General features: G+C 37.8%; 18 protein-coding genes. 15 read left to right on the forward strand and 3 right to left on the reverse strand.

The window, feature by feature from the left end; genetic code table 11:
* Positions 1 to 425 precede the first annotated feature (425 nt).
* Together chlP and DSM106972_RS41790 are read right to left on the reverse strand one after the other, a co-directional pair.
* Positions 426 to 1,646, reverse strand: coding sequence for a geranylgeranyl reductase (gene chlP, locus DSM106972_RS41785; protein WP_073623545.1), 1,221 nt, complete (start codon positions 1,644 to 1,646; stop codon positions 426 to 428).
* Between the two features lie 392 nt (positions 1,647 to 2,038).
* Positions 2,039 to 2,311, reverse strand: coding sequence for an RNA recognition motif domain-containing protein (locus DSM106972_RS41790; protein ID WP_127086238.1), 273 nt, complete (start codon positions 2,309 to 2,311; stop codon positions 2,039 to 2,041).
* Positions 2,312 to 2,923: 612 nt separating this feature from the next.
* On the opposite strand from DSM106972_RS41790, the gene DSM106972_RS41795 reads away from it, so the two are divergent.
* From DSM106972_RS41795 to DSM106972_RS41865, 15 genes are all read left to right on the forward strand, one after another.
* Positions 2,924 to 3,592, forward strand: a complete 669-nt coding sequence (locus DSM106972_RS41795; RefSeq protein WP_127086239.1) for a response regulator transcription factor — start codon at positions 2,924 to 2,926, stop codon at positions 3,590 to 3,592.
* 262 nt (positions 3,593 to 3,854) lie between these two features.
* Positions 3,855 to 4,214: a response regulator transcription factor gene (locus tag DSM106972_RS41800; RefSeq protein ID WP_127086240.1), complete on the forward strand. Its 360-nt coding sequence runs from the start codon at positions 3,855 to 3,857 to the stop codon at positions 4,212 to 4,214.
* Positions 4,215 to 4,261: 47 nt separating this feature from the next.
* A complete protein-coding gene (locus tag DSM106972_RS41805) occupies positions 4,262 to 5,818 on the forward strand; it encodes a sensor histidine kinase (protein WP_127086241.1) in 1,557 nt (518 codons plus the stop codon).
* Positions 5,819 to 5,833: 15 nt separating this feature from the next.
* Complete coding sequence (locus DSM106972_RS41810) at positions 5,834 to 6,295, forward strand: PepSY-like domain-containing protein (protein WP_127086242.1); 462 nt, start codon at positions 5,834 to 5,836, stop codon at positions 6,293 to 6,295.
* Between the two features lie 174 nt (positions 6,296 to 6,469).
* The gene (locus tag DSM106972_RS41815) at positions 6,470 to 7,873 is read left to right on the forward strand and encodes a UDP-glucose dehydrogenase family protein (RefSeq protein ID WP_127086243.1); all 1,404 of its coding nucleotides are present in this window, start codon (positions 6,470 to 6,472) and stop codon (positions 7,871 to 7,873) included.
* Positions 7,874 to 8,090: 217 nt separating this feature from the next.
* Positions 8,091 to 8,429 (forward strand): hypothetical protein, encoded by a 339-nt coding sequence (locus tag DSM106972_RS41820; RefSeq protein WP_127086244.1) that lies wholly within the window; start codon positions 8,091 to 8,093, stop codon positions 8,427 to 8,429.
* Positions 8,430 to 8,449: 20 nt separating this feature from the next.
* Positions 8,450 to 9,640, forward strand: a complete 1,191-nt coding sequence (locus DSM106972_RS41825; protein WP_233787110.1) for a sensor histidine kinase — start codon at positions 8,450 to 8,452, stop codon at positions 9,638 to 9,640.
* A 158-nt stretch (positions 9,641 to 9,798) separates the two neighbouring features.
* Complete coding sequence (locus DSM106972_RS41830; protein ID WP_170213646.1) at positions 9,799 to 11,040, forward strand: glycosyltransferase family protein; 1,242 nt, start codon at positions 9,799 to 9,801, stop codon at positions 11,038 to 11,040.
* A 24-nt stretch (positions 11,041 to 11,064) separates the two neighbouring features.
* Entirely contained in the window at positions 11,065 to 12,318 is a 1,254-nt protein-coding gene (locus DSM106972_RS41835) for a glycosyltransferase family protein (protein ID WP_127086246.1), read from the forward strand.
* Between the two features lie 74 nt (positions 12,319 to 12,392).
* Positions 12,393 to 14,237 carry an ABC transporter ATP-binding protein gene (locus tag DSM106972_RS41840; protein ID WP_127086247.1) on the forward strand — a complete coding sequence of 615 codons (1,845 nt, stop codon included), beginning with the start codon at positions 12,393 to 12,395 and terminating at the stop codon, positions 14,235 to 14,237.
* Positions 14,221 to 15,426: a histidine phosphatase family protein gene (locus DSM106972_RS41845; protein WP_127086248.1), complete on the forward strand. Its 1,206-nt coding sequence runs from the start codon at positions 14,221 to 14,223 to the stop codon at positions 15,424 to 15,426. The genes DSM106972_RS41840 and DSM106972_RS41845 overlap by 17 nt, the downstream gene beginning before the upstream one ends.
* A gap of 28 nt (positions 15,427 to 15,454) precedes the next feature.
* Positions 15,455 to 16,747: a glycosyltransferase gene (locus DSM106972_RS41850; protein ID WP_127086249.1), complete on the forward strand. Its 1,293-nt coding sequence runs from the start codon at positions 15,455 to 15,457 to the stop codon at positions 16,745 to 16,747.
* A gap of 12 nt (positions 16,748 to 16,759) precedes the next feature.
* Positions 16,760 to 18,046, forward strand: coding sequence for a glycosyltransferase (locus DSM106972_RS41855; protein ID WP_127086250.1), 1,287 nt, complete (start codon positions 16,760 to 16,762; stop codon positions 18,044 to 18,046).
* 61 nt (positions 18,047 to 18,107) lie between these two features.
* Positions 18,108 to 19,151, forward strand: a complete 1,044-nt coding sequence (locus DSM106972_RS41860; RefSeq protein WP_127086251.1) for a glycosyltransferase family 2 protein — start codon at positions 18,108 to 18,110, stop codon at positions 19,149 to 19,151.
* A 395-nt stretch (positions 19,152 to 19,546) separates the two neighbouring features.
* Positions 19,547 to 21,253, forward strand: coding sequence for an iron uptake porin (locus DSM106972_RS41865; protein WP_127086252.1), 1,707 nt, complete (start codon positions 19,547 to 19,549; stop codon positions 21,251 to 21,253).
* Positions 21,254 to 21,330: 77 nt separating this feature from the next.
* Here DSM106972_RS41865 and DSM106972_RS41870 read toward each other — a convergent pair whose 3' ends face one another.
* Positions 21,331 to 22,740: an NAD(P)/FAD-dependent oxidoreductase gene (locus DSM106972_RS41870; protein WP_233787111.1), complete on the reverse strand. Its 1,410-nt coding sequence runs from the start codon at positions 22,738 to 22,740 to the stop codon at positions 21,331 to 21,333.
* Positions 22,741 to 22,886: the final 146 nt, after the last annotated feature.

Genomic DNA, 22,886 nt, shown 5'->3' on the forward strand with positions numbered 1-22,886 from the left:
AGTTTTTCTCTTTTGAATAACTAATTTAAAGTAGTAAATATACTGATGCATTGCCAATACGAAAGTGCCCTTTTCATGAAATCTTTATGGGAACTTCGTCAATCCTTATCAATGAAACAAATCGAATCGTTTATTCGTCCATATACGTCTAAATATATAACAAATACTATAAGTATCTTAGAATTATTTCGATGTGTTTGTATGAAAACATGCTGTATTAATACTTACTTAATTACTTTATAACGAATTGCGAAAATGATTATACAAATATTAATAAATTAATAAACGAGCTATAACCAAAAATACTGAGTTGAACAAATATAAATAAAATTATTCGCAGTGATGCCACCGCGTTATATAAACGTGCTTGGCGCCACTGCGAAATGTTTTGTGGTATTAGCTGCAATAAAAATCGCTATTGATGACTATGGTGCGAGAGCATTACCCCGAAGTAAGCTACCGATGGTCTTAGCGGTTATCTTCAGCTGAGTAATGGGGTTTGCCGGTACTACTGTTTTGTACAAGTAGCTGTCAAATGTCAGTCTTTGTACATCAAGGTCAGCACACATTTCTACAAAAGCTTCGCGAGTTGCATCGGAACGGTAGAAAACGTTTTGTAGAATGTCGAGTACTTTGTAAGTTAATCCGTACTTTCTATCCCAGCGTTTGATGTAGACTTTTAAGTCAGCTTCAGTTGGAATAGTGGCGCCGTTATTGGATAATTCAACAATAGTTTCAGCGCACATCCGTCCAGATTTTGCGGCAAAGTAAATACCTTCACCCGATGACTTGGTAACATAACCGGCAGCATCACCAACTAATGCAACCCGACCGACAACTCGACGTGGACGGGGATGTTCGGGAATTGGGTGTGCTTCGACTTTAATAATTTTACCGCCTTCGAGCTTTCTTGCAGCGCGCGCACGAATACCAGCTTGAAGTTGTTTAATGCTGGCTTTATTAATGTGCATCGTGCCAGTACCAACAGCAACGTGGTCGTATTTGGGGAATACCCAAGCATAGAAGTCAGTGGAAACATCGTCACCAACGTACATTTCCGCTAAATCTTCGTAATACGCCATTTTGCTATCTGGAATGCGAATGCGCTCTTGGAAAGCTATGGCATAGTTATAATCTCCTGCATCGATTTCTTTAGCGATGCGAGAGTTGGCGCCATCTGCCCCAATTATCATATCGACTTTCAGGGTTTTGGCGATACCCTGTGCCCCGCCTTCAGTATGGTCTACATAATGAATGGTATAAGGGTCTGTATTATTTGTGGGAATATCTAATTTATGAACTGTCGCATTAATTAAATTGGCGCCAAGTTTCGCTGCACGGTCACGAAGGTAGCCATCTAGCACCTCGCGACGGCACATACCTATATACTCATCTTCTTTTATAAGATTGATATCGACCTCGCGGTTAGAGGGCGAAATCATTTTCATTTTCCGTACTTGACGGTCAATGATGTTACTAGGTAAATCAAACTCGCTAACCATGCATAAGGGGATGGCGCCTCCGCAGGGCTTCGCATTATCTAGTTTCCGCTCAAACAAATAAGTTTCGATACCAGCTTTTGCCAAGATTTCGGCAGCAGATGAACCAGCTGGACCTGAGCCAACAACAGCAACCCGTAGTGCCAAAGGTCTTCTCCCATACTTTTTTATATCATCGAAAGCATCCTATCATGTACTTTCGCTCGATTTCTCTACGAAGCTACAATATTTGACTTATTCGCAACATTGTTTAACATTTCGCTACAAAATCTCAGAACCAGTAATAGTTTCAATAGATAAACCTCAAAATCCCTCGCAACCTATGCCAGTGCCTTTGTATTAATCTTGTAGCATAGGCTTATAGGCTGTGCAGTGACATAATTTTCACATTATTCACACGTAGAGACGTGATTAATCACGTCTCTACAATGAATGAACCACAAAGACACGGGCGTAAGAATTATTAAGAAATAAACCACAAAAATAATTCATACAAGAACATTTAGTTTAAATAATGATGCGCGAACTGCATTAAAGCATTACAAATTGCACCACAGTGGACTTACTTGTACCTTAGTAATAGCTTTATTCACTTTGAGAGTACGACCCATCCACTCGGCGCCTAAGAGTGCCTTAATTGCAACTGCCTCCTCAGCATCTGTTTCCATATCGATAAAAGCAAATCCTCTCTTCTCACCTGTTTTTTTATCGATCGGTAATCGCACTCTCCTTACAGAGCCGTATTGTGAGAATATTTGCTTAAGCTCTAATTCTTTAACTTCAGAAGATAAATTGCTCACATAAACTGACATAAAAATCTCTCAAATTATTTGATTATTGAATTTTTGATTGCTTTTATTCTGATATTTTAAAACTTTCGATTTTGCTTTCTAAAGCGACAAAACGAGCTTACTTCCTTACGAAACAACTATAGGGATTAAAGCAAAATTTCTCGAACAGCACGAATTATAAAACCTTCTTACCTAAGCAATGGCAACTGTTTGAGCCAACCTTATGCAATAAATTTACTACACCAACTGGCATATCGCACCTCTCGAACCTTATAGGTTTAGAGATTTTATATCCGGGAAGGCTTCTATGGCAATCTGTCCTAGCATCTCTATAGCTTAGTCACGTAGCCGAAAATAATTCTCTCTGGTTTAATAATAGCACGGAATATGTAATTATGCGTTAAGAGCGCTATATACTAACGTGGACAGTTACCCATCTGGCACAAATGCTACATAGTATACGTAGAAAGATGATAGGATTCTTCTTGATCTAGCAATTTCCAAGAGTTTTAATTCAATCTCTAAAGTGGAAAAATATTTTTAGTATAAAATATTTCTAAAAAGTAAAATAGAAATTACCTTTACTGTTGTGATTGCTTTGTTTTTGAAACCATTACGAAGAGGAATGCATCAATGAATCGAATTCTCATCGCTGAAGATGAACCCCGCATTGCCGCTTTTATTGAAAAAGGTTTGCGTTCTCATGGTTTTACCACATCTGTGGCAGTTGATGCCAAATCTGCTGCTGATATGGCTAATAGTAGTATTTTTGACTTATTGATTCTAGATTTAGGACTTCCAGGCAAAGATGGCTTGGAGATTTTAGAAGATTTACGCGGACAAGGTGAAAATGTCCCAGTGATTATTTTAACTGCCCGTGATGACATTCAGGATAAAGTTGCAGGTTTTGAAGCAGGCGCCGATGATTACATGACCAAACCTTTTCGATTTGAAGAATTGCTAGCTCGTGTTAAGGCAAGGCTACGTAGTAACTCTAGCAAACAAGCTACAGAAAGTACAGTCATTAAGCTCGGAAACATCGTTTTAGACTTACGCACACGTAAACTAAAAGTGGGCGAAGAAACAATTGAACTACCCGCACGCGAATTTACCCTAGCTGAAACCTTCTTCCGTCATCCCGGACAAGTATTAAGTCGCGAGCAATTGTTAGATAGGGTGTGGGGTTACGACTATGACCCAGGTTCTAATATTGTCGATGTCTATGTCGGCTATTTACGAAAAAAACTTGGCGGCAACTTAATTGAAACTGTGCGAGGAATGGGTTATCGTTTACGAACATGAGAATTTTCTCATCAGGTTTTCATGACATATTCATTCACCTGTAGGATATTGGTGTTTAGGCTTATATTTTTCGTTGTACAGATATTATTGTTTCAATGATAATTGTTTACATTCTGAATCCTGTATAAAGCCGCAAAAATAAATCAGGTAAAAAAAATTTGTAATTTTGGATAAAAATTGCATAAATGAATTTTGTTTACACCTATTGGTAATATGGAGGAGATCGAGTACGATTTTTGAATTAAAATCATAATTTATAACTATGAACCGTATATTAATCGCTGAAGATGAAGAACGTTTGGCTGCTTTGATGCAAAAAGGGTTTAAGAAAAATGGATTTGTAACCGCAGTTGCTCCCGATGGAGAAGAGGCATTAAAAATGGCTGTAGATGAAGATTTTGAGTTGCTATTGCTTGATTTAGGTCTACCAGTTAAAGATGGTTGGGCTGTATTAAAAGAACTTCGTAGTAAAGGAGAAAAGTTACCAATCATTATTGTAACTGCAATTAATGATGAATGTAATCGTGATATTGCGCTGAGTTTAGGCGCCAATGAATATGTAACTAAACCATTTAGGTTTGGTGATTTAATAGAAAAAGTGAAGTCTTATTTAAAAAAATAAATTATAAAGCTAAATTAAAAATTATTAATTTTAGAGTTTGAGGTTTGATGTCTAAAAATTTGAGCGTACAAAAATTAGAGGTCATCAATCGCTTAGAAAATGGCAAAGGCTTTTTTTGGGCAGCACGTACTCGTATTCTTCTATGGTATGTTGTAATAATTAGCTTTATATTTGCAGCTTCTATACCAGCATTTCGTCAAGCTTTGTACGCGCGCGTAAATGTGCGTGTGCATGAAGATCTTGAAGAAAAAATAGCGATATTTAAGGAATTAATCTCTGAACAAAGCACAGCTACTAATAATGATATAATCTCAGAAGAGATTAAAGAGGCTGCTCAGTTACTTCGAGAATCAGACCAACGTCTTGCTAAATTTCCATCTTATAAAACAGAGTTAAAAGAATTTTTTGATGCATATTTAGGAAATCAACTTCCCCAAGACGATACATTTTTGATTGTGCTAACAGATGGAAAATTTTATAAATCTAGCCCTAGAGCTAGACCTGCAATACTTGATAGAGATTCAAGAATAATCCGACGTTGGGCACTACTAACTCAACCACAAAGAGGAGAAATACAAACGGAATATAGTGATGTTGGTGACATAATTTACTCAGCGAAGCCAGTAAAAATTAATGGCATAATCATGGGTGTATTTGTAGTTGCTCACACTACTGCTGGAGAACGTGCGGAAGTACTGGAAGCTGTATCGGTGGTAATTACAGTCAGTTCATTCACTCTATTTGTTGCGTTAGTGCTAGCTTGGTTTGCCTCTGGAAAAATTCTTGCTCCTTTGCGCGCGCTTTCCAAAACTGCCCGTAAAATTGGAGAATCCGATTTAAATCAGCGTATTGCTGTCAAGGGAGAAGGAGAACTAGCGGAACTTGCAACAACTTTTAACGAAATGATGGATAGGTTGCAAGCTGCTTTTATCAGTCAAATAAATTTTATTAACGATGCTGGGCATGAATTGCGAACTCCTATTACTATCATTAGTGGTCATTTAGAGTTGATGGATAATGACAACCCAGAGGAAATCGAAGAAACTTTAGTGATAGTAATGGATGAACTCGACAGAATGAGTCGATTTGTGAATGATTTGGTTTTGCTAGCAAAGGCAGAGCGACCAGATTTTTTACAGTTAGAAACAGTTTGTGTCCAAACTTTAACAGAAGGGTTATTTATTAAAGCCAAAGCTTTGGCTGAACGTAACTGGTTACTAGAAAGTGTTTGTTCATGTCGAATTGTTGCTGACCGTCAGCGTTTGACTCAAGCCATAATGAATTTGGCACAAAATGCGACGCAACATACCAAAAATACAGATACCATTGCTATTGGGTCAGCTATTAGTAAAGGTGAAATCAAATTTTGGGTGCGCGATAGTGGAGAAGGTATTTCACTTTCTGACCAACAAAGAATATTTGAACGTTTCGCGCGCGCTGCTAATAGTCGTCGTCGTTCTGAAGGTGCTGGTTTAGGGTTATCGATAGTTCAAGCTATTGCAGAAGCTCACGGCGGAAAAATCATCCTTGAAAGCCAACTTGGTACAGGCGCCACGTTCACTATAGTGCTACCCTTAAAAGCACCCCTTAATAGAACGAATTAGCGCCTTTAAGTAGCCATGTTAGAAAAAGTAATTTTTGTTTGGGCAATTAGTGCGCTGCTATTTGTACTTTTTAATGCTTGTAGCAACCTCGAAAATTCGCGAAAGCAAATTCTAGTACCAACAGTTGTAGAAAAAGCCTTCAACACCAAGTATTCTCCTGACATATCTCGGACTTGGCAAAAACATTATTATGGCTATGAAGCAGTTTTTATTCAAAATAATATTAAATACGAAGCAGAATTTTCAGCTAATGGTGAATGGCTAGAAACCGAATATTATGTATCAGAGAAAGAATTTCCTGAAGCTGTGTTACAAAAAATCAAAAAACAACGTCCTAACTTTGTGATTACAAAATACGAAATTGAAATTACTCCTAAAGGAATATTTTACGAAGTAGATATTACCGACGGTGAAATTGAAGAAGAATTATATTTTGATGAAAAAGGTAATCCTGCTCCTGATTTATACGAGGACTAAATTAGTGATATTTTATACATGTTACTTAGTTGCTTGTTATTTTAAATAATCTTCATGAGAAGGTTCTCATAAAAATTTCATAAAGAACTCATCCGTAACAGCGATTATGTGCATAAGCAAGAAGACACCTAGTAAGTGTCTCTGACGTGCAAAATAATTGGGAGGATTACCGTGATGCGTGTTTGCGTTATAGGCACAGGATACGTTGGTTTAGTTACAGGGGCATGTTTGGCACATATTGGGCATCATGTTATTTGTATTGACAACAACGCTGATAAAGTTGCCCTCATGCAATCTGGTCAATCTCCTATATTTGAGCCTGGATTGGCAGAAATTATGCAAGCGGCGATGCAAGCCGGAAACTTAGAATTTACTACAGACTTAGGCGCCGGTGTCGCGCATGGTGAAATTTTATTTATTGCAGTTGGCACTCCTGCATTACCCACAGGTGAAAGCGATACACGATATGTTGAAGCAGTAGCGCGCGGTATTGGTTCGCATCTCAACGGTGGTTACAAAGTAATTGTCAATAAATCAACAGTACCAATTGGTTCAGGTGACTGGGTAAAAAGAATTGTGTTAGATGGAGTTGCCGAACGTCAACAAACAATTGCTGGATTTGACGTAGTTAGCAACCCAGAGTTTTTACGTGAAGGGTCTGCTGTCTTTGATACCTTTAACCCCGACCGAATTGTTTTGGGTAGCAACAGTACAAAAGCAATTGCGATGATGCGAAAACTTTATGCCCCAATCATTGCACGTAGGTTTGCAGAAGATCCATTTTTGCTTCCTGTTCCTGTGGTCGAAACAGATATTTCATCCGCAGAAATGATTAAATACGCAGCGAATGCATTTTTAGCGACGAAAATTAGCTTTATTAACGAAGTTGCGAATATTTGCGACCGAGTAGGTGCCGATGTTACTCAAGTCGCTCAAGGTATTGGTTTAGACTCACGTATTGGTAAAAAATTCCTCCAAGCTGGTATTGGTTGGGGTGGTTCGTGCTTTCCCAAAGATGTTTCTGCATTAATTCATACCGCTGTTGACTATGGTTATGATGCTCAGTTATTGAGAAAAGCGGTAGCTGTCAACGAACGTCAAAAGTTGATTGCGTTAGAAAAATTACAACAAGTTTTGAAAATACTCAAAGGTAAAACCATCGGGTTATTAGGTTTAACTTTCAAACCAGACACCGATGATATGCGTGATGCACCCGCTTTGATTTTAATCGAACAGTTGAATCGATTAGGCGCCAAAGTTAAAGCATACGACCCAATAATTGCTCAAACTGGGATGGCACATGGTCTTTCTGACGTAAAAGTTGAAAGCGACGCAGTTCAACTTGCTGATGGCTGTGATGCATTAGTACTTATTACCGAGTGGCAATCATTCCGTAAATTAGATTACGCCAAACTCGGTGAGAAAATGATAAGCAAAATCATCATTGATGGACGCAATTTCCTAGACCCAGAAGTTTTAACTGCTTCAGGTTTCCAATATATAGGTATTGGTCGTCCTACACACAAAGATATTACATCAACACCATCTGTTGGCGCCGAATTAGTGGCTACTTACTAAAGTGCATTTCAAACTCTTCTGTCTGTAGAGACGCGATTAATCGCGTCTCTACCGCGTTTCTATCGTCTATACAGAAATAATTAATTTTTGTTAGGGATGCGGCAATGCCGTGTCCCTACATATGTATTTGTATTATTGTAATAATAAATCTATTGACAAAAAAAATACGTAAATATACTGTAACAACTGAGGCAAATTAATAACATCCTGTTTAGTTGTGAATAAAAAGATACTAATATTTGATAAATTTACTGTAAATATTCCATTCATGAATCTCAATCGGTGGTTCATATTTTTCGGCGAAGCGCGTACTCGGATTTTGATATGGTACTTAATATTACTCGGTTTTTTTGTTTCAGTCACGCTACCACTGATTCGTCAGCGCTTGTTTGCACAAGTTCAGGCACGCGTGCAGGGTGAGTTAGTTGAAGAAATGGAGGAGTTTAAAAGTATCGTCGTACTTGGTTTGAAAAGCGCAGATGACGATGATAGAGAGCGATTGAGCCGTAGAAATGATGTTATTAATTGGGAGGCGCCAAAAAATATTAAAGACTAACTAGGGTCGTGGAGATTCATTTGACGGATGAACTACCGGATGATGATGTTTTTTACATCGCCATTCTTAATGGTGATTTTTACAAGTCAAATCCGCGAGGATTACCTGATGTTATGGATTTTGATTCTCCGTTAATGCAACGTTGGGAAAAGTTAACAAAACCGTCTCAAGAGGAAGAGGACTTTGATGATGAAAATATCGACAGCGTTCTCTATATAGCCGAACCCATTAGAATCAACAACGAAATCATGGGTGTATTTGTAGTCGCACATACGACTGCGGGTGAACGCCAAGAAGCTTTAGATGCTATACAAATTGTAGTCGAGGTTACAATATTCGTACTGCTATTTGTATTACTTTTAACATGGTTGATATCGGGTAAAATATTATCTCCATTACGTCTATTAGTAAAAACAGCCCAAGAAATTAACGAATCCGAGTTAACTAAACGCATTACCGTGCAAGGGAGTGGTGAGATTGCCCAACTCACGACTACATTCAACGCGATGATGGATAGGTTAGAAGTCGCGTTTAGTACTCAGCGCGATTTTTTGAATGATGCAGGTCACGAACTCCGTACTCCCATTACTATTATTCGTGGACACTTGGAACTTATGGGAGATGACCCAGAAGAACAAAGGGAGACTTTAGCGATAGTTATAGATGAGCTTGACCGCATATCTCGATTCGTTGATGATTTGATTTTACTAGCAAAGACGGAACGTCCTGATTTTTTGAAGTTAGAGGTGGTGAATATTGCCACTTTAACTGAGGAACTTTTTACTAAAGCCAAAGCTTTAGCAGTTAGGAATTGGCAATTTGATACATCCGCTACTGGTACAATGGTTGTAGACCGCCAAAGATTAACACAAGCTGTTATGAATTTGGCACAAAACGCTACACAGCATACTAAGGAAAGTGATACTATTTCGATTGGTTCGGGTGTATCTAAAGGCAAAGTACGTTTTTGGGTACAGGATACAGGAGAAGGAATTGCAACTGACGACCAAAAACGAATATTTGAAAGATTTGCGCGCGCATCAAACAGTCGCAGACGTTCGGAAGGTGCTGGTCTAGGGCTATCTATCGTTAGGGCTATCGCTCAAGCTCATGGCGGTAAAATATATCTCAAAAGTATATTAGGAACAGGGTCTACTTTTACGATTGTCTTGCCCCAAGATTCTACTAAAGAAGTGCCCTTAGATAAATAGAATTATTCTCACTACATGTTTTGTTTTTTATTTTGGCATTTTTACTACTTTCGTGAGAAGTTTCTCATAAAAACTTCATAAAGAACTCATCCGCATCAGACAAACTGTATATAAGTAAAACACAGAATAAATACAAAATCAAAACAAAGGAAAAAATTATGCGACTGCTGGTCTACTCCCACGACGCATACGGACTTGGCAATATCCGTCGAATGTTAGCAATTTGTGAACACCTGCTAAGTGAAATTCCAGAACTTTCGATTTTGTTGCTGTCGGGTTCACCCATGCTTCAAGGTTTTCGCTTACCCAAAGGTTTAGATTACATTAAACTTCCTTGTCTAAACAGAGGTGAAACAGGTGAAGTTGCTGTTAAGTATTTAGGTATGGGTGTTGAGGAAACAGTTAAACTCCGTTCCGAGTTAATCTTATCAGCAGCAATTAACTTTAGACCACATTTATTTTTAGTAGACAAAAAGCCTTACGGGTTAAAGAACGAATTAACTAGTACTCTAAAATATTTTGAAGAGAAACTTCCAGATACCAAACTTGTTCTACTATTACGAGATATTCTTGATTCTCCTGAAAAAACTATAAGCGAGTGGCAAAAACACCACTATCAAGAAACGATAGAAAGGTTCTACCATCAAATACTTGTTGTTGGAACACCAGATGTTTTTGATGTAGCTAAAGAATATCAATTTTCACCAATTATTACTCAAAAAACTCGCTATTGTGGTTACATCGGTCGTCAACCAGGTTTCGTACATCCAAGCTTCATTAGAAAGCAATTAGATGTATCTAAAGAAGAAAGTTTGATTTTGGTAACTCCAGGTGGTGGTGAAGACGGTTATCAATTAGTTGACTCATATCTATCAGCTTTAGCACTGCTACCAGAACAAAATAGCATTAAAAGTTTAATAATTTGTGGACCGGAAATGCCTGCTGACCAAAAGCAACTCGTATTTCAGGCAGCAGAAAATAATCCAAGAGTGCAAATAGGGGAATTTACAGATGATTTAATGAGCTACATGCAAGCAGCAGACGCAATTGTATCAATGGCAGGTTACAATACAGTTTGTGAAATTTTATCTGCTCGTAAACCTGCTGTAATTATACCGCGCAGTAAGCCATCTCAAGAACAATCAATTAGAGCCGAAAAAATGGCAAATCTGGGTTTATTTAAAGTAGTTCACCCAGATAATATTGACTCTCAAATTTTACTTGATACTATTTTAAGTCAGTTACAAACTGAGAAAAGTTCAGATTATCAGTTAGATATGAACGGTTTACCGCGCGTTAGTGACCAAATTTTAATGTTAATGTCTCAATCAGTTTACAACCGTCAACTCACAAAAATATACCAAGAATATTCTGCACCATCTCTAGTTGTTAGCCATTAATTAATAACTAAGGAAAAATTATTCATGAAAAAAATTATGTTTTACTGCCAATACCTAAGTGGTATGGGGCATTTAGTTAGAAGCACAGAAATTGTACGCAGTTTAGTTAAAGATTTTAAAGTTTATTTTATCAATGGTGGCCCTGTTATTGAAGGATTTGAAATGCCACCCGAAGTGGAAATTATTAGATTACCTGCGCTGTGGTTAGAAAATGGTCAATTTACAGTTGGTGATAGTTCTTTAAGTGTTGAGGAAGTTAAAGAGTTTAGAAAAAATCTTCTCATTTCTGAATTTGATAGAATTCAACCAGATTGTTTAATTACTGAATTTTTTCCTTTTGGTAGACACAAGCTTTTGTTTGAATTACTTCCTTTTGTTGAGCATATAAAATCTACAAGTCCTAATACTAAAATAGCTAGTAGTTTACGTGATGTGATTGGCAAAGAAAGTGATGTAGAAGAAGAGGAAATAATTTGTTATTTAATGAACCGTTTCTTTGATTTATTACTGTTCCACTCTGACTCAAATTTCCAAACATTTACAGAAAGCTTCTCTAGACATCAGGATATAAAAAGCGACATTGTACATACTGGGTTTGTTACACAGGCGCCTACTTTCAACGATAACGATATTGATATTAACAAACTTTGGGGCGCCAGTAATTCCAAAAAAACAAAAATATTAGTTAGCGTCGGCGGTGGTAGAATTGGACATGAGCTTCTAGAGACTGTTGTGGAAGCTAGTTCGATTTTTGACAAAGGAATGCCTCATGTAGTCAAAATATTTACTGGACCTTTCATGCCAGAAGAGAAAGTAGAAAAATTAAAACAAGCTGCTTCTAATATAGATAATATTCATATAGAAAGATATACTTCAGAGCTACTTGCCTACATGAAAACAGCTGATATATCTATTAGCTTAAGTGGGTATAATACTACTATGAACCTTCTTAGTACAGGAGTGCGCGCGATAGTTGTTCCAATTGGTCACGAAAATCAAGATAAAGAACAATTAGTGCGGACTATTAAGCTAGAACAAATGGGTCTCGTTGATTTTATTCATCCTGACAATTTAAAACCATTTTATCTAGCCGAGAAAATTCTTGAATGTCTCAGTAAAAAAGCTGCTAACACCGAGGATAAACCAGTTTTTGATATGAGTGGCGCCGAAAATACGAATAATTTTTTGAAAGAGTATCTTGATAAAATCCCCCCAACCCCCCTTAATAAGGGGGGCTTTGAGAGTAATAATATACCTCTTACTCAATGTAAATCTTAACTCCAGTTCCCCCCCTTATTAAGGGGGGGTTAGGGGGGATCAATTAGCAAATAAACACAAGGGAGAGATAGTTAATGAGTAAGCGCTCCAAAGAAAAAGATTTAAAAGGAGTTATACCAGGAATCACAAGGATTTTGCGGAAATTTTCCCCATATATCCGTAAAGAAAGACTTTTAATTATTGGCTCTTTCTTCGCACTATTACTTGAAACTGGTTTACGTTTATTGGAGCCTTGGCCCTTAAAATATGTCTTTGACTATATTCTTATACCTGCTCATAACAACACCGCAAACACTGCAAATCACTTCGGTCTTAGTCCAATTGCATTGCTCACTTTATCAGCAATATCAATTGTAGTTATAACTGGAGTGGGTAGCATGGCTGCATACCTAAGTACTTACGGAATGTCCTTAGCTGTAATTAGAGTGTTATCAGAGGTACGTGGTAATCTATTCAACCACTTACAAAGTCTCTCCCTCTCTTTCCACCAAAAGTCTAAAAGTGGTGACTTAATTACCCGCGTCACATCTGATATTGAAAAAATGCGGACTGTCACTGTTAAAACAGCTTTACCTTTAATTACTAACGTTCTATCTCTGCTGGGGATGCTAGTAATCATGTTTTTTCTTAACTGGGAATTAGCGTTAGTAGCAATGACCATTTTTCCGATACTAACCTTGTTGACAAAAAACATGATTAGTCGCATTCGCAAATTTGCAAAACAACATCGTGACTCCGAAGGTGTTTTAGCTGCTACAACTGGTGAGACAATAGGCGCCATTAAGGTAGTGCAAGTTCTATCTCTCCAAGAAATGCTACACGGCATTTTTTCACAGCAAAACCAAAAAAGTCTAGACGAAGCTATCGAATCTTTAAGATTATCAGCAGCGCTAGAAAGAATTGTCCAGATTTTGATGGCAATTATTATAGCTATAGTATTATGGCGCGGTTCCCATGTAGTTTTGCATAAAGAACTTAGTCCTGGGGAACTGCTGGTATTTATGACCTACCTCAGAAATGCCTTTGAACCGATGCGGAAACTCTCCAACCAAGTCGGACAAATAGCGAAAGCAACAGCTTCTGGAGAACGGGTAGTAGAACTTTTGGACTATGAGCCGAATGTACGCGATAACCCTAGTGCCAAAAAAGCACATCCCTTCTTTGGTACAGTACGATTTGAAAACGTTTCTTTCGGCTACGATACAGGTACAGAAATATTACAAGATGTCAGCTTTGTTGTTCAACCAGGGCAACAAGTCGCAGTAGTCGGACCATCTGGAAGCGGCAAATCAACTTTACTTAGTCTTATTCTACGTTTATATGACCCCGAAGCGGGTCGAATTTTAATTGATGGTCAAGATATTAGAGAATATACAATAGATTCTCTACGACAACAAATTAGCGTGGTTTTACAAGACAGCGTATTATTTGCTGCAAGTGTTAAAGAAAATATAGCTCATGGTAGACTTGGCGCCACCGAAAAAGAAGTAGAAAAAGCAGCGCGTCTAGCTAATGCCCACGACTTTATAATGAAACTACCCCAAGGTTACGACACAATTTTAAGCGAACGGGGTGGTACACTTTCGGGGGGACAAAGGCAACGTGTCGCAATTGCTCGTGCTGCAATTCGTCAGGCGCCAATTATTATTTTAGATGAACCAACCACAGGTTTAGATAATGCTAGTGAGCGTACTGTTAACGCAGCACTCGCAAAACTTACCGAAGGTCGAACGACATTTGTTATTTCTCATGACCTGAGAGCGGTAGAAAATGCAGATATTATTCTGTATATAGAGGGTGAACGTGTTTTAGAGCAAGGTACTCATAGAGAGCTTATGCGTTTGGGTAGTCGTTACGCAACTCTATACCGTATGCAAACTATTATTACTAAAGGGGATACTTATGCACTTGAAGCTTAAGGAATGCAAAGCAACCCGTGTTATTTTAGTGCGTCACGGGCAAAGCACTTATAATTCTCTGGGATTATATCAAGGTTGTAGTGACGAATCTGTATTAACTGAACTTGGATACAGCGATGCTCATAAAACTGGAAATTTCCTCCAAGGGTTAAAATTTGATGCAATTTACACCAGTTCTTTGCAGCGCGCACAACAAACTGCTAAAGAAATTTTAGGGGTAATGGCGCCTTCATTGAATCCTGAAAGCATTTGTGCAAGCGAATTATTACGAGAAACAGATTTACCCGCTTGGCAAGGAAAAGCGTTTGAATATGTGAAAGAAAACTTTCCTCAAGAATATCGCACTTGGAAACAGTTTCCCCATGAATTTCGTATGGAGATTCCTAATCAAAATACTTATATACACCCTGCATTAGACCTTTACGACCGAGTACATAAATTTTGGCGCCAAGTACTACTACGTCACGTTGGTGAGACTATTTTACTAGTAGTTCATGGTGGTACAAATCGTGCTTTAATTAGTACAGCCCTTGGCATTACTCCCGACCGCTACCACTGTATTCAACAATCAAACTGCGGTATTAGCGTATTGAATTTTCCTGATGGTACTTTAGAATCAGGGCGCCTGGAGATAATGAATTTGGCTTCCCATGTTGGGGAATATCTTCCTAAACCTCAAGAAGGTGGTAAAGGTTTACGTCTTCTGCTTATACCTTCGGGTGCCAGTGCTGAACAAATCAATAGTTTAGCAGAACAACTTAACTCAGTTAAAATCCGGTTTTGTTTAAGTAGTATAGTTGATGATTCGCACACCATAGTACAAAAAGTCATTCAACATCATTCAGAAACAGTATATTCAGAAGTGTTTGAAGATGAGTTGCCAGAAGTTTGGCAAACAGGAATTATTAATCAAATTACTGCAAATTCAAATAATTTAGTGACTGGTTTAATTGTCGCAAAAGAAGAAATTATCAAAAACTTAATTGGTCAAGCTCTTGGTATGGATTTAAATCAAGTAGAGCGGTTGCAAGTGGAAAAAGGAACTCTTTGTAGTATTCAATATCCTGGGGAGCATCATCCACCGATTGTACAGGGGATGAATTTGGGTGATGTTTATAGGGCGGGCAGGGATGCCCGCTCCACAAGACAAGACAAGACAAGACAAGAAAAGAGTTATTTCAGTTTTTGATTAATGAGTAATTATTGAGGAGAATAAGATGAAAATAGCATTTATAGTTTGGCGTTTTCCAGTATTGTCAGAAGCTTTTATTCTTAATCAGATTATAGGTTTAATTCAACGTGGGCATGATGTTCATATTCATCCTGTGAATGGTTTACCAAAAAACTATACTGGTAAAGTTCATCCTGTTGTTGAAGAATATAAATTACTTGAGCGTACTTATTTTCCTCCTATTGTTCCTGAAAACTGGTATGTACGTTTCTTAAAGGGTGTGGGTTTGTTTTTAAAAAATATCCATAAAGGTTCTTTCAAAACTTTGCAGCTTTTGGATTCTAGTAAATATGGTGATGAAGTCGCAAATTTAAAAACTTTGTATCGAACTGTATCACTACTTCAAGATGGTTCGTATGACATTATTCATTGTCAATTTGGAACTTTGGCGCCTATTGCTCTTGCTTACCGCGATGCTGGTATAATTAAAGGTAAGTTAATTACTACGTTCCGTGGTATCGATATTAGTAAATATGTTCAAGAAAACGGCGCCAATGTTTATGACCAACTTTTTAAAGAAGGCGAATTTTTTCTTGCCAACTGTGAATTTTTTGGCAACCGTGCGATTAATTTAGGTTGTGACGCAAAAAGACTTGTAGTTCACGGTTCAGGACTAGATTGCACTAAATTCTCCTTCAAGCCTCGTCCTAAACCTGTTAATGGTAAAATTAAAATTGCCACTACAGGGCGCCTGGTAGAAAAGAAAGGTATCGAGTATGCTATTCGTGCTATTGCAAAAATCGCAGCATCACACCCAAATATTGAATATAATATAATTGGAGATGGTGAATTAAAACAACAATTTGAACAGCTAATTAATGAATTGAATGTTGGACATATCGTCAAATTATTAGGATGGAAACAGCAAAAAGAAATTGTCGAAATTCTTGATAATTCTCATATTTTTATTGCTCCCAGTGTTACTGCTGCTGATGGAAATCAAGATGCACCAGTTAATACTCTCAAAGAAGCAATGGCAATGGGTTTACCAGTAATTAGCACCATACATGGTGGTATTCCCGAATTAGTTCAAGATGATATCTCTGGATTTTTAGTACCAGAACGTGATGCTTCGGCTATTGCCAAAAAATTAGTTTATTTAATAGAACATCCCGAACGCTGGGAAAACATGGGTGCTTCAGGACGCGCGCGCGTTGAAGAAAAATACGACATGAATAAGCTCAATGATGAATTAGTCGCAATTTATCAGCAAATGCTAACTTCTAACTTACCTGAGCAAGTGCAGGCACAAAATACACAAGAGTTCATTCGTGTTTAAACTAAAATAATTATGAAAGTAGCATTCTTTGTTGCACACTTTCCTGTGCTATCAGAACCATTTATTTTAAACCAAATTGCAGGTACAATAGAGCGTGGACACGAAGTTGATATCTACTCACTCGATGGACCACCTGAAGACACATCAAAAGTACATCCATTAGTAGAGCAATATAATCTGCTAGAGCGTACAATTTACGCACCAACTCGACCTGAAAATGAACTATGGCGTTGGATTAAAGGCTTAGGTCTACTGCTAGTCAACTTTCATAAAAATCCTTCAGTTTGTCTGCAATTACTCAATACTTCTCGATATGTTAGTCAAGCGAAATCATTAAAAATGCTCTACCGAGCAATACCTTTTTTGGAAAAGAAATCATACGACATTATCCACTGTCAATTTAGTACCTTGGGTGTGTTTGGTGTGTGGTTTCGGCAACTTGGTTTAATTGAAGGCAAATTAATTTCAACATTTCGCGGTTCAGACATTAGTAAGTTCCTACCGAAATGGGGTGATAAAGTTTATAAGGAATTATTCCAAGAAACAGATTTTTTCTTAGCTAACTGTGACTTTTTCAAAAATAAAGCAGTTGCGCTAGGTTGCGATGCCAATATGATTCATGTTCATGGTTCAGGAATTGATACCAGTAAGTTTTTCTTTAAAGAGCGTCACTTTCCTAATGATGGAGTTATTAGAATTGCTACTACAGGGCGCCTTGTAGAAAAAAAGGGTATTGAATATGTAATTAGAGCTATTGCGAAAGTAGCGACAACTTACCCATGTTTAGAATATAATGTAATTGGTGATGGTACACTCAGAGAAAAGTTTGAAGCCTTAAGTGCAGAACTCAATGTTAGCCATATCGTTAAGCTGCTAGGATGGAAACAGCAAAAAGAAATTGTTGAAATACTCGATAAATGTCATATATTTGTTGCTCCTAGTGTAACTGGTAAAGACGGAAATCAAGACGCACCAGTTAATACTCTCAAAGAAGCAATGGCAATGGGTTTACCTGTAATTAGTACATTACATGGTGGTATTCCCGAATTAGTAGAAGATGGAATTTCTGGATTTTTAGTACCAGAGCATGACGCAGACGCTATTGCAGAAAAATTAATTTATCTTATCGAACATTCAGAAGATTGGGCAAAAATGGGTAGAGCAGGTCGCGCGCGTGTTGAAGCAAATTATGACATGACCAAGCTAAATGATGAATTAGTTGAAATTTACCAACAAATGTTGAATGGTGAGTTGACTGGAAATTTGACTGTAAGACCTTTGGTTTTAGCTAATAAATAAATAAACAGGCAGGATGCCTGTTCCACAATTGTAAAACAATTATAATGGAGTATATAATAAAATGACAGAACCAATTGTTACACTAGTTGTCGTACCTCGCGAACGTTTTAGCTGTACACAAGAATCATTAGAAAGTATTTACGAACATACAGATTTTCCATTCAAATTAATTTACGTTGATGGAAACTCACCTGCTAAAGTTCGTCGCTATCTCGAAACAAAAGCACAAGAAAAAAACTTCAAACTCATTCGTACAGATTACTACCTTTCTCCCAACCATGCACGTAACATCGGTTTAAGTCATGTTGATACTAAATACTTAGTCTTCGTTGATAACGATGTTGTGGTTTCTCCAGGTTGGTTAAAAGCTTTAGTAGACTGTGCAGAAGAAACTGAAGCTACTGTTGTTGGACCTCTAATGTGCGAAAACAAACCTATCCACCAAAGAGTACACTTTGCTGGTGGAGAAAGTCATGTAGTTATTGACGTTAAAGGTCGGCGCCATCTACGGGAAAAAATGTACAAACAAGGTCATAATGCAGTAGAATTACTTCCCCAACTTCAGCGCACCGAAACAGAATTATCAGAGTTTCACTGTACCCTAGTTCGCACTGATATATTTGAGCGCATTGGCTATCTTGATGAAGCGATGCTCAATACCAAAGAACACCTTGATTTTTGCATGAATGTCGCTGCTTCAGGAGGTAAAGTCTATTTTGAGCCAGCTAGTTTAGTTACCTACGTACCAGGACCACCTCTAGAATGGACAGATTTACATTTCTATATGTTGCGTTGGAGCGATGCTTGGACTTTGGCAAGTTTAGAACGCATCCGTGAAAAATGGAATTTATGCGAGGATGGTTATTTTAAAACCAAGTACAAAAAATTAGGTGTTAGACGCATCTCAACAATTATCAAACCCTTTGTACGTAAAGTCAGCTTCGGGCAAGAAAATAAACCCTTAAAAAGGTTCCTCAAAAAGCTTGACAGAAAAATCAACCGCTATCTCACCGACCGCTACGCAGCTAGACTACCCCAACGCAAAATTCAACTTCCTCAAATTGTAAATCAACAGGCGCCGACAAAAGAATTATCCAAAGTTTAACTCTTCAATCTGCTATCTCTGTGTTCTCTGCGTCTCTGTGGTGGAAAGAAGTTACTAATTTTACCACAGTGGCACAGATAAAGACGTGATTAATCGCGTCTTTGCACAGAGATTTTCTTATAAGGGACTTCCAAATAAAAAAATCTCCAATATCTTCTTGTGGAATGGGCATCCTGCCCGTTTATTTAAAGAAGGCGGGCAAGGATGCCCACCCCACAAGATGGAGAATTAAATTTTTGGAAGTCCCTAAGGCATATTCAAAAACAATCCAAATATCTGTTATATTAATTACATCAATTATTAATCACTAAAATTTTACTGTAAATTATCAGGAAAAGCTTGACTAATATTACCCTTAGACTTAAAAATACTACTTGTTCGTATAAGTGAGTAGGATGGTAAAATCTTTTCGGGGTTTAAAGGTAAGTTTAGTAATTTTACTTAATTCTCTTTTTCCTTTTAGTCAAGTTTATGCTATTAAGGTGCATTTTGCTAAAAATATACCTGAGCAGTCATTGAGTCAAATGCAACTTCAACCTGATATAGAAAAATTAGAACCTAAAGCTCCTACGTTACATCCCTCTTATGAATTGAGTTTTTCGGATACTAAACAAGGTAAAACCTCTTTTGCCCAAAAATTCAATCTCGTTACTTCTGTTGAAAATGATGCAAAATGTGAGCTAAGTTGCGAGAACGAAATTACTTCGGTTTCTGAGTTATCAGATATACATCCTACAGACTGGGTTTATACTGCTCTACAATCATTATTAGACCGCTATGGACTATCTGCTGACAAAAAGTTTGATGGAAATCGTTCATTAACTCGCTACGAATTTGCTGCGCTAATAAGTGCTGCAATTGACTCTATAAATAAGCAAATTGCACTGAATTCTCAAAACATAACGCAAGAAAACTTAAAACTTTTGCAACGCTTACAAACCGAATTTGCAACAGAACTCGATAATTTAGAAAGAAGAGTAGAGCTTTTAGAACAACGCTCACCAGGAGAACTCAATCAATTTTCCACTACAACTAAATTGACTGGAGAGGTATTATTTGCCGTCATTGGTGTTGAGGATAAAAAAAATGATAACGATAATAATATTACTTTAGGTTCGCGTGTTCGTCTCAACTTTAACACCAGTTTTACAGGTAAAGATAACCTAAGAGTTCGCTTGCAAAGTAGTAATCTTCCTAGACTTGATAGAGTTACTGGAACTGATATGGCTCGTTTGGCTTTTCAAGGAAGCGACAATCACCAAGTTCGTGTTAGTGGTTTAGATTATTCTTTTCTAATTAGCAAAGATTTAAGAGTTCTCATACCTGTTGTTGGTGGTGATCTGGCAGACTTTACCGACCCTCTCAACACTTATATTAGTGGAAGTTCGAGAGGCGCCATTTCTCGTTTTGGTCAACGAAACCCTATTTATCGTCAAGGAGGAGGTGCTGGTTTAGGGTTAAGTTATGAAATTAGTGATGCTTTTGAGTTTGAAGTGGGTTTTATTGCCAGTGATGTAGATGACCCAGACGTTGGATTTAATAAAGCAGATTATGGCGCCATCGCGCAATTAACATTAGAACCAGCACAAGATATCGAATTTGGTTTAACTTATATATACTCTTACAATAACGTTAATACCGGGACTGGAAGCGAGCGTGCAAATGACCCATTTGATGATGAAAGTGAAGCCATCGTTGCAAACTCTTTTGGATTTCAATCAACTATAAAACTCAACCCTAATATTACCGTTGGAGGTTGGGTTGGATACACACAAGCGACAGCAACCGACTTAGAAAATAGCCCTACAGCTAATATCTTCAACTGGGCATTTACTCTCGCGTTGCCTGATTTCGGTTCTGAAGGTAGCTTGGCTGGCTTTACAATTGGTCAACCACCGAAAGTAACAAGTAATGATTTTACAGTTGGCAACAGTAAATATCAAGACTCTGATACCTCGCTACATTTAGAAGCTTTTTATAGATTGCAAGCGTCTAAAAATCTTGGAGTCACCTTTGGTGTATTAATGATTACAAACCCAGAACATAACAGCAACAACGATTCCATCTACGTTGGAACCGTGCGTACTACCTTTAGATTTTAAAAAAACAATTAACGTATGTAGAGACGTTACATGTAACGTCTCTACGAGGGTTTATTTAATAACAAATGTTATTTTTACTACACGTTGACAGGCGAAGGACTATTAACTATTGAGTAATCGTCTGAACTTTGTTTAACAGGTGTTGCCACCATTTCGCTACCTGTAATTAGTCTTGCACCTCGGTTGCGGGTGATGTAATTCCATCCCCACTGCACCATGACGACTAACTTGTTATTAAATTCAATCAAGAAATAAACATGCACAAATAGCCAGAATGCCCAAGCAACAAAACCTGTAAGTTTCGTAAAGCCTAAATCGACAACCGCGCGATTGCGTCCAATCACTGCTAAACTACCGTGGTCTTTATACTTAAACGGCGCCGGAGTTTTTCCTTTGAGTCGTGTTTTAATAACTGATGCTACATACTCACCTGCTTGCATGGCAACTGGCGCCACTCCTGGTAAGGGTTTACCATTTTGATGTGAGTAATTAGCTAAGTCACCAATTACAAATATATTTGGATAACCTTTAACACTAAAGTCTGATTCTACAACAACACGTCCTGCACGGTCGCATTCAACTGATGTAGCTTCCGCAAGGGTTTTACCCAATGGTGACGCTTTTACACCTGCTGCCCATAATACTGTTTGTGCAGGAATTTGCTCAACGTTATCACCACTTTTAATTGTGACTATATTATTTTCTATATTTGTCACCATAGTACTTGTGCGTACAGTTACACCTAACTGCTTTAATGAAGCAGCAGCTTTTTGTGATAACTCTGGTGCAAAAGGTGGTAAAACTCTGTCTAAACCTTCTAAAAGAATTATTTGTGCTTCCGATGTATCAATATTGCGGAAGTCTTCTTTCATTGTATGGTAAGCAATTTCTGCGATGGCGCCTGCTAATTCCACCCCAGTCGGACCACCACCAACAACCACAAACGTTAGTAAAGCACGTCTAGCTTGTGCGTCTGTTTCTTTCTCTGCTGCTTCAAATGCACTAAATATACGGCGCCGCATTTGAATTGCATCTTCAACCGTCTTTAAACCAGGTGCGTGTTCTTCCCATTCATCTTTACCAAAATAAGAATGTTTTGCACCCGTCGCTAAAATCAACGAATCATAACTTATTACATCATCACCCATAAAGACTTTTTGTCCCTGTGGGTCAATACTCGTAACTTCTCCGAGTAACACCTTAGTATTTTTACTCTTATTCAATACTGCACGTAGCGGTGAGGAAATATCCGCAGGTGATACCGTACCAGTGGCAACCTGATACAACAGTGGTTGAAAAAGGTGAAAATTCCGCTTATCAATCAGTGTAACTTGAACATTATTCACACGACTTAACGCTTTCGCTGCGTACAACCCCCCAAAACCACCTCCAACTATTACAACGTGAGAACATTTTGGCGCCGGAGTTTCCCCTGCTATAAATAGCGTTTGGTCTAATGGTGGCTGGTTATCGACTGCATCTACCATAAAAAGGTTTTCCTAATTTTGACATTCCTGTCACTATTCTTAACAAATTTTAACAACTTTGTCGTAAGAGTTATTGTCTATTTTTTACATATGAAGTTTTGTTGAGGCATCAAATCTTTCGTTTTTTACGTAAAGAATGATACTCA

The organism is Dulcicalothrix desertica PCC 7102, assembly GCF_003991905.1.
Classification (GTDB): Bacteria; Cyanobacteriota; Cyanobacteriia; order Cyanobacteriales; family Nostocaceae; genus Dulcicalothrix; species Dulcicalothrix desertica.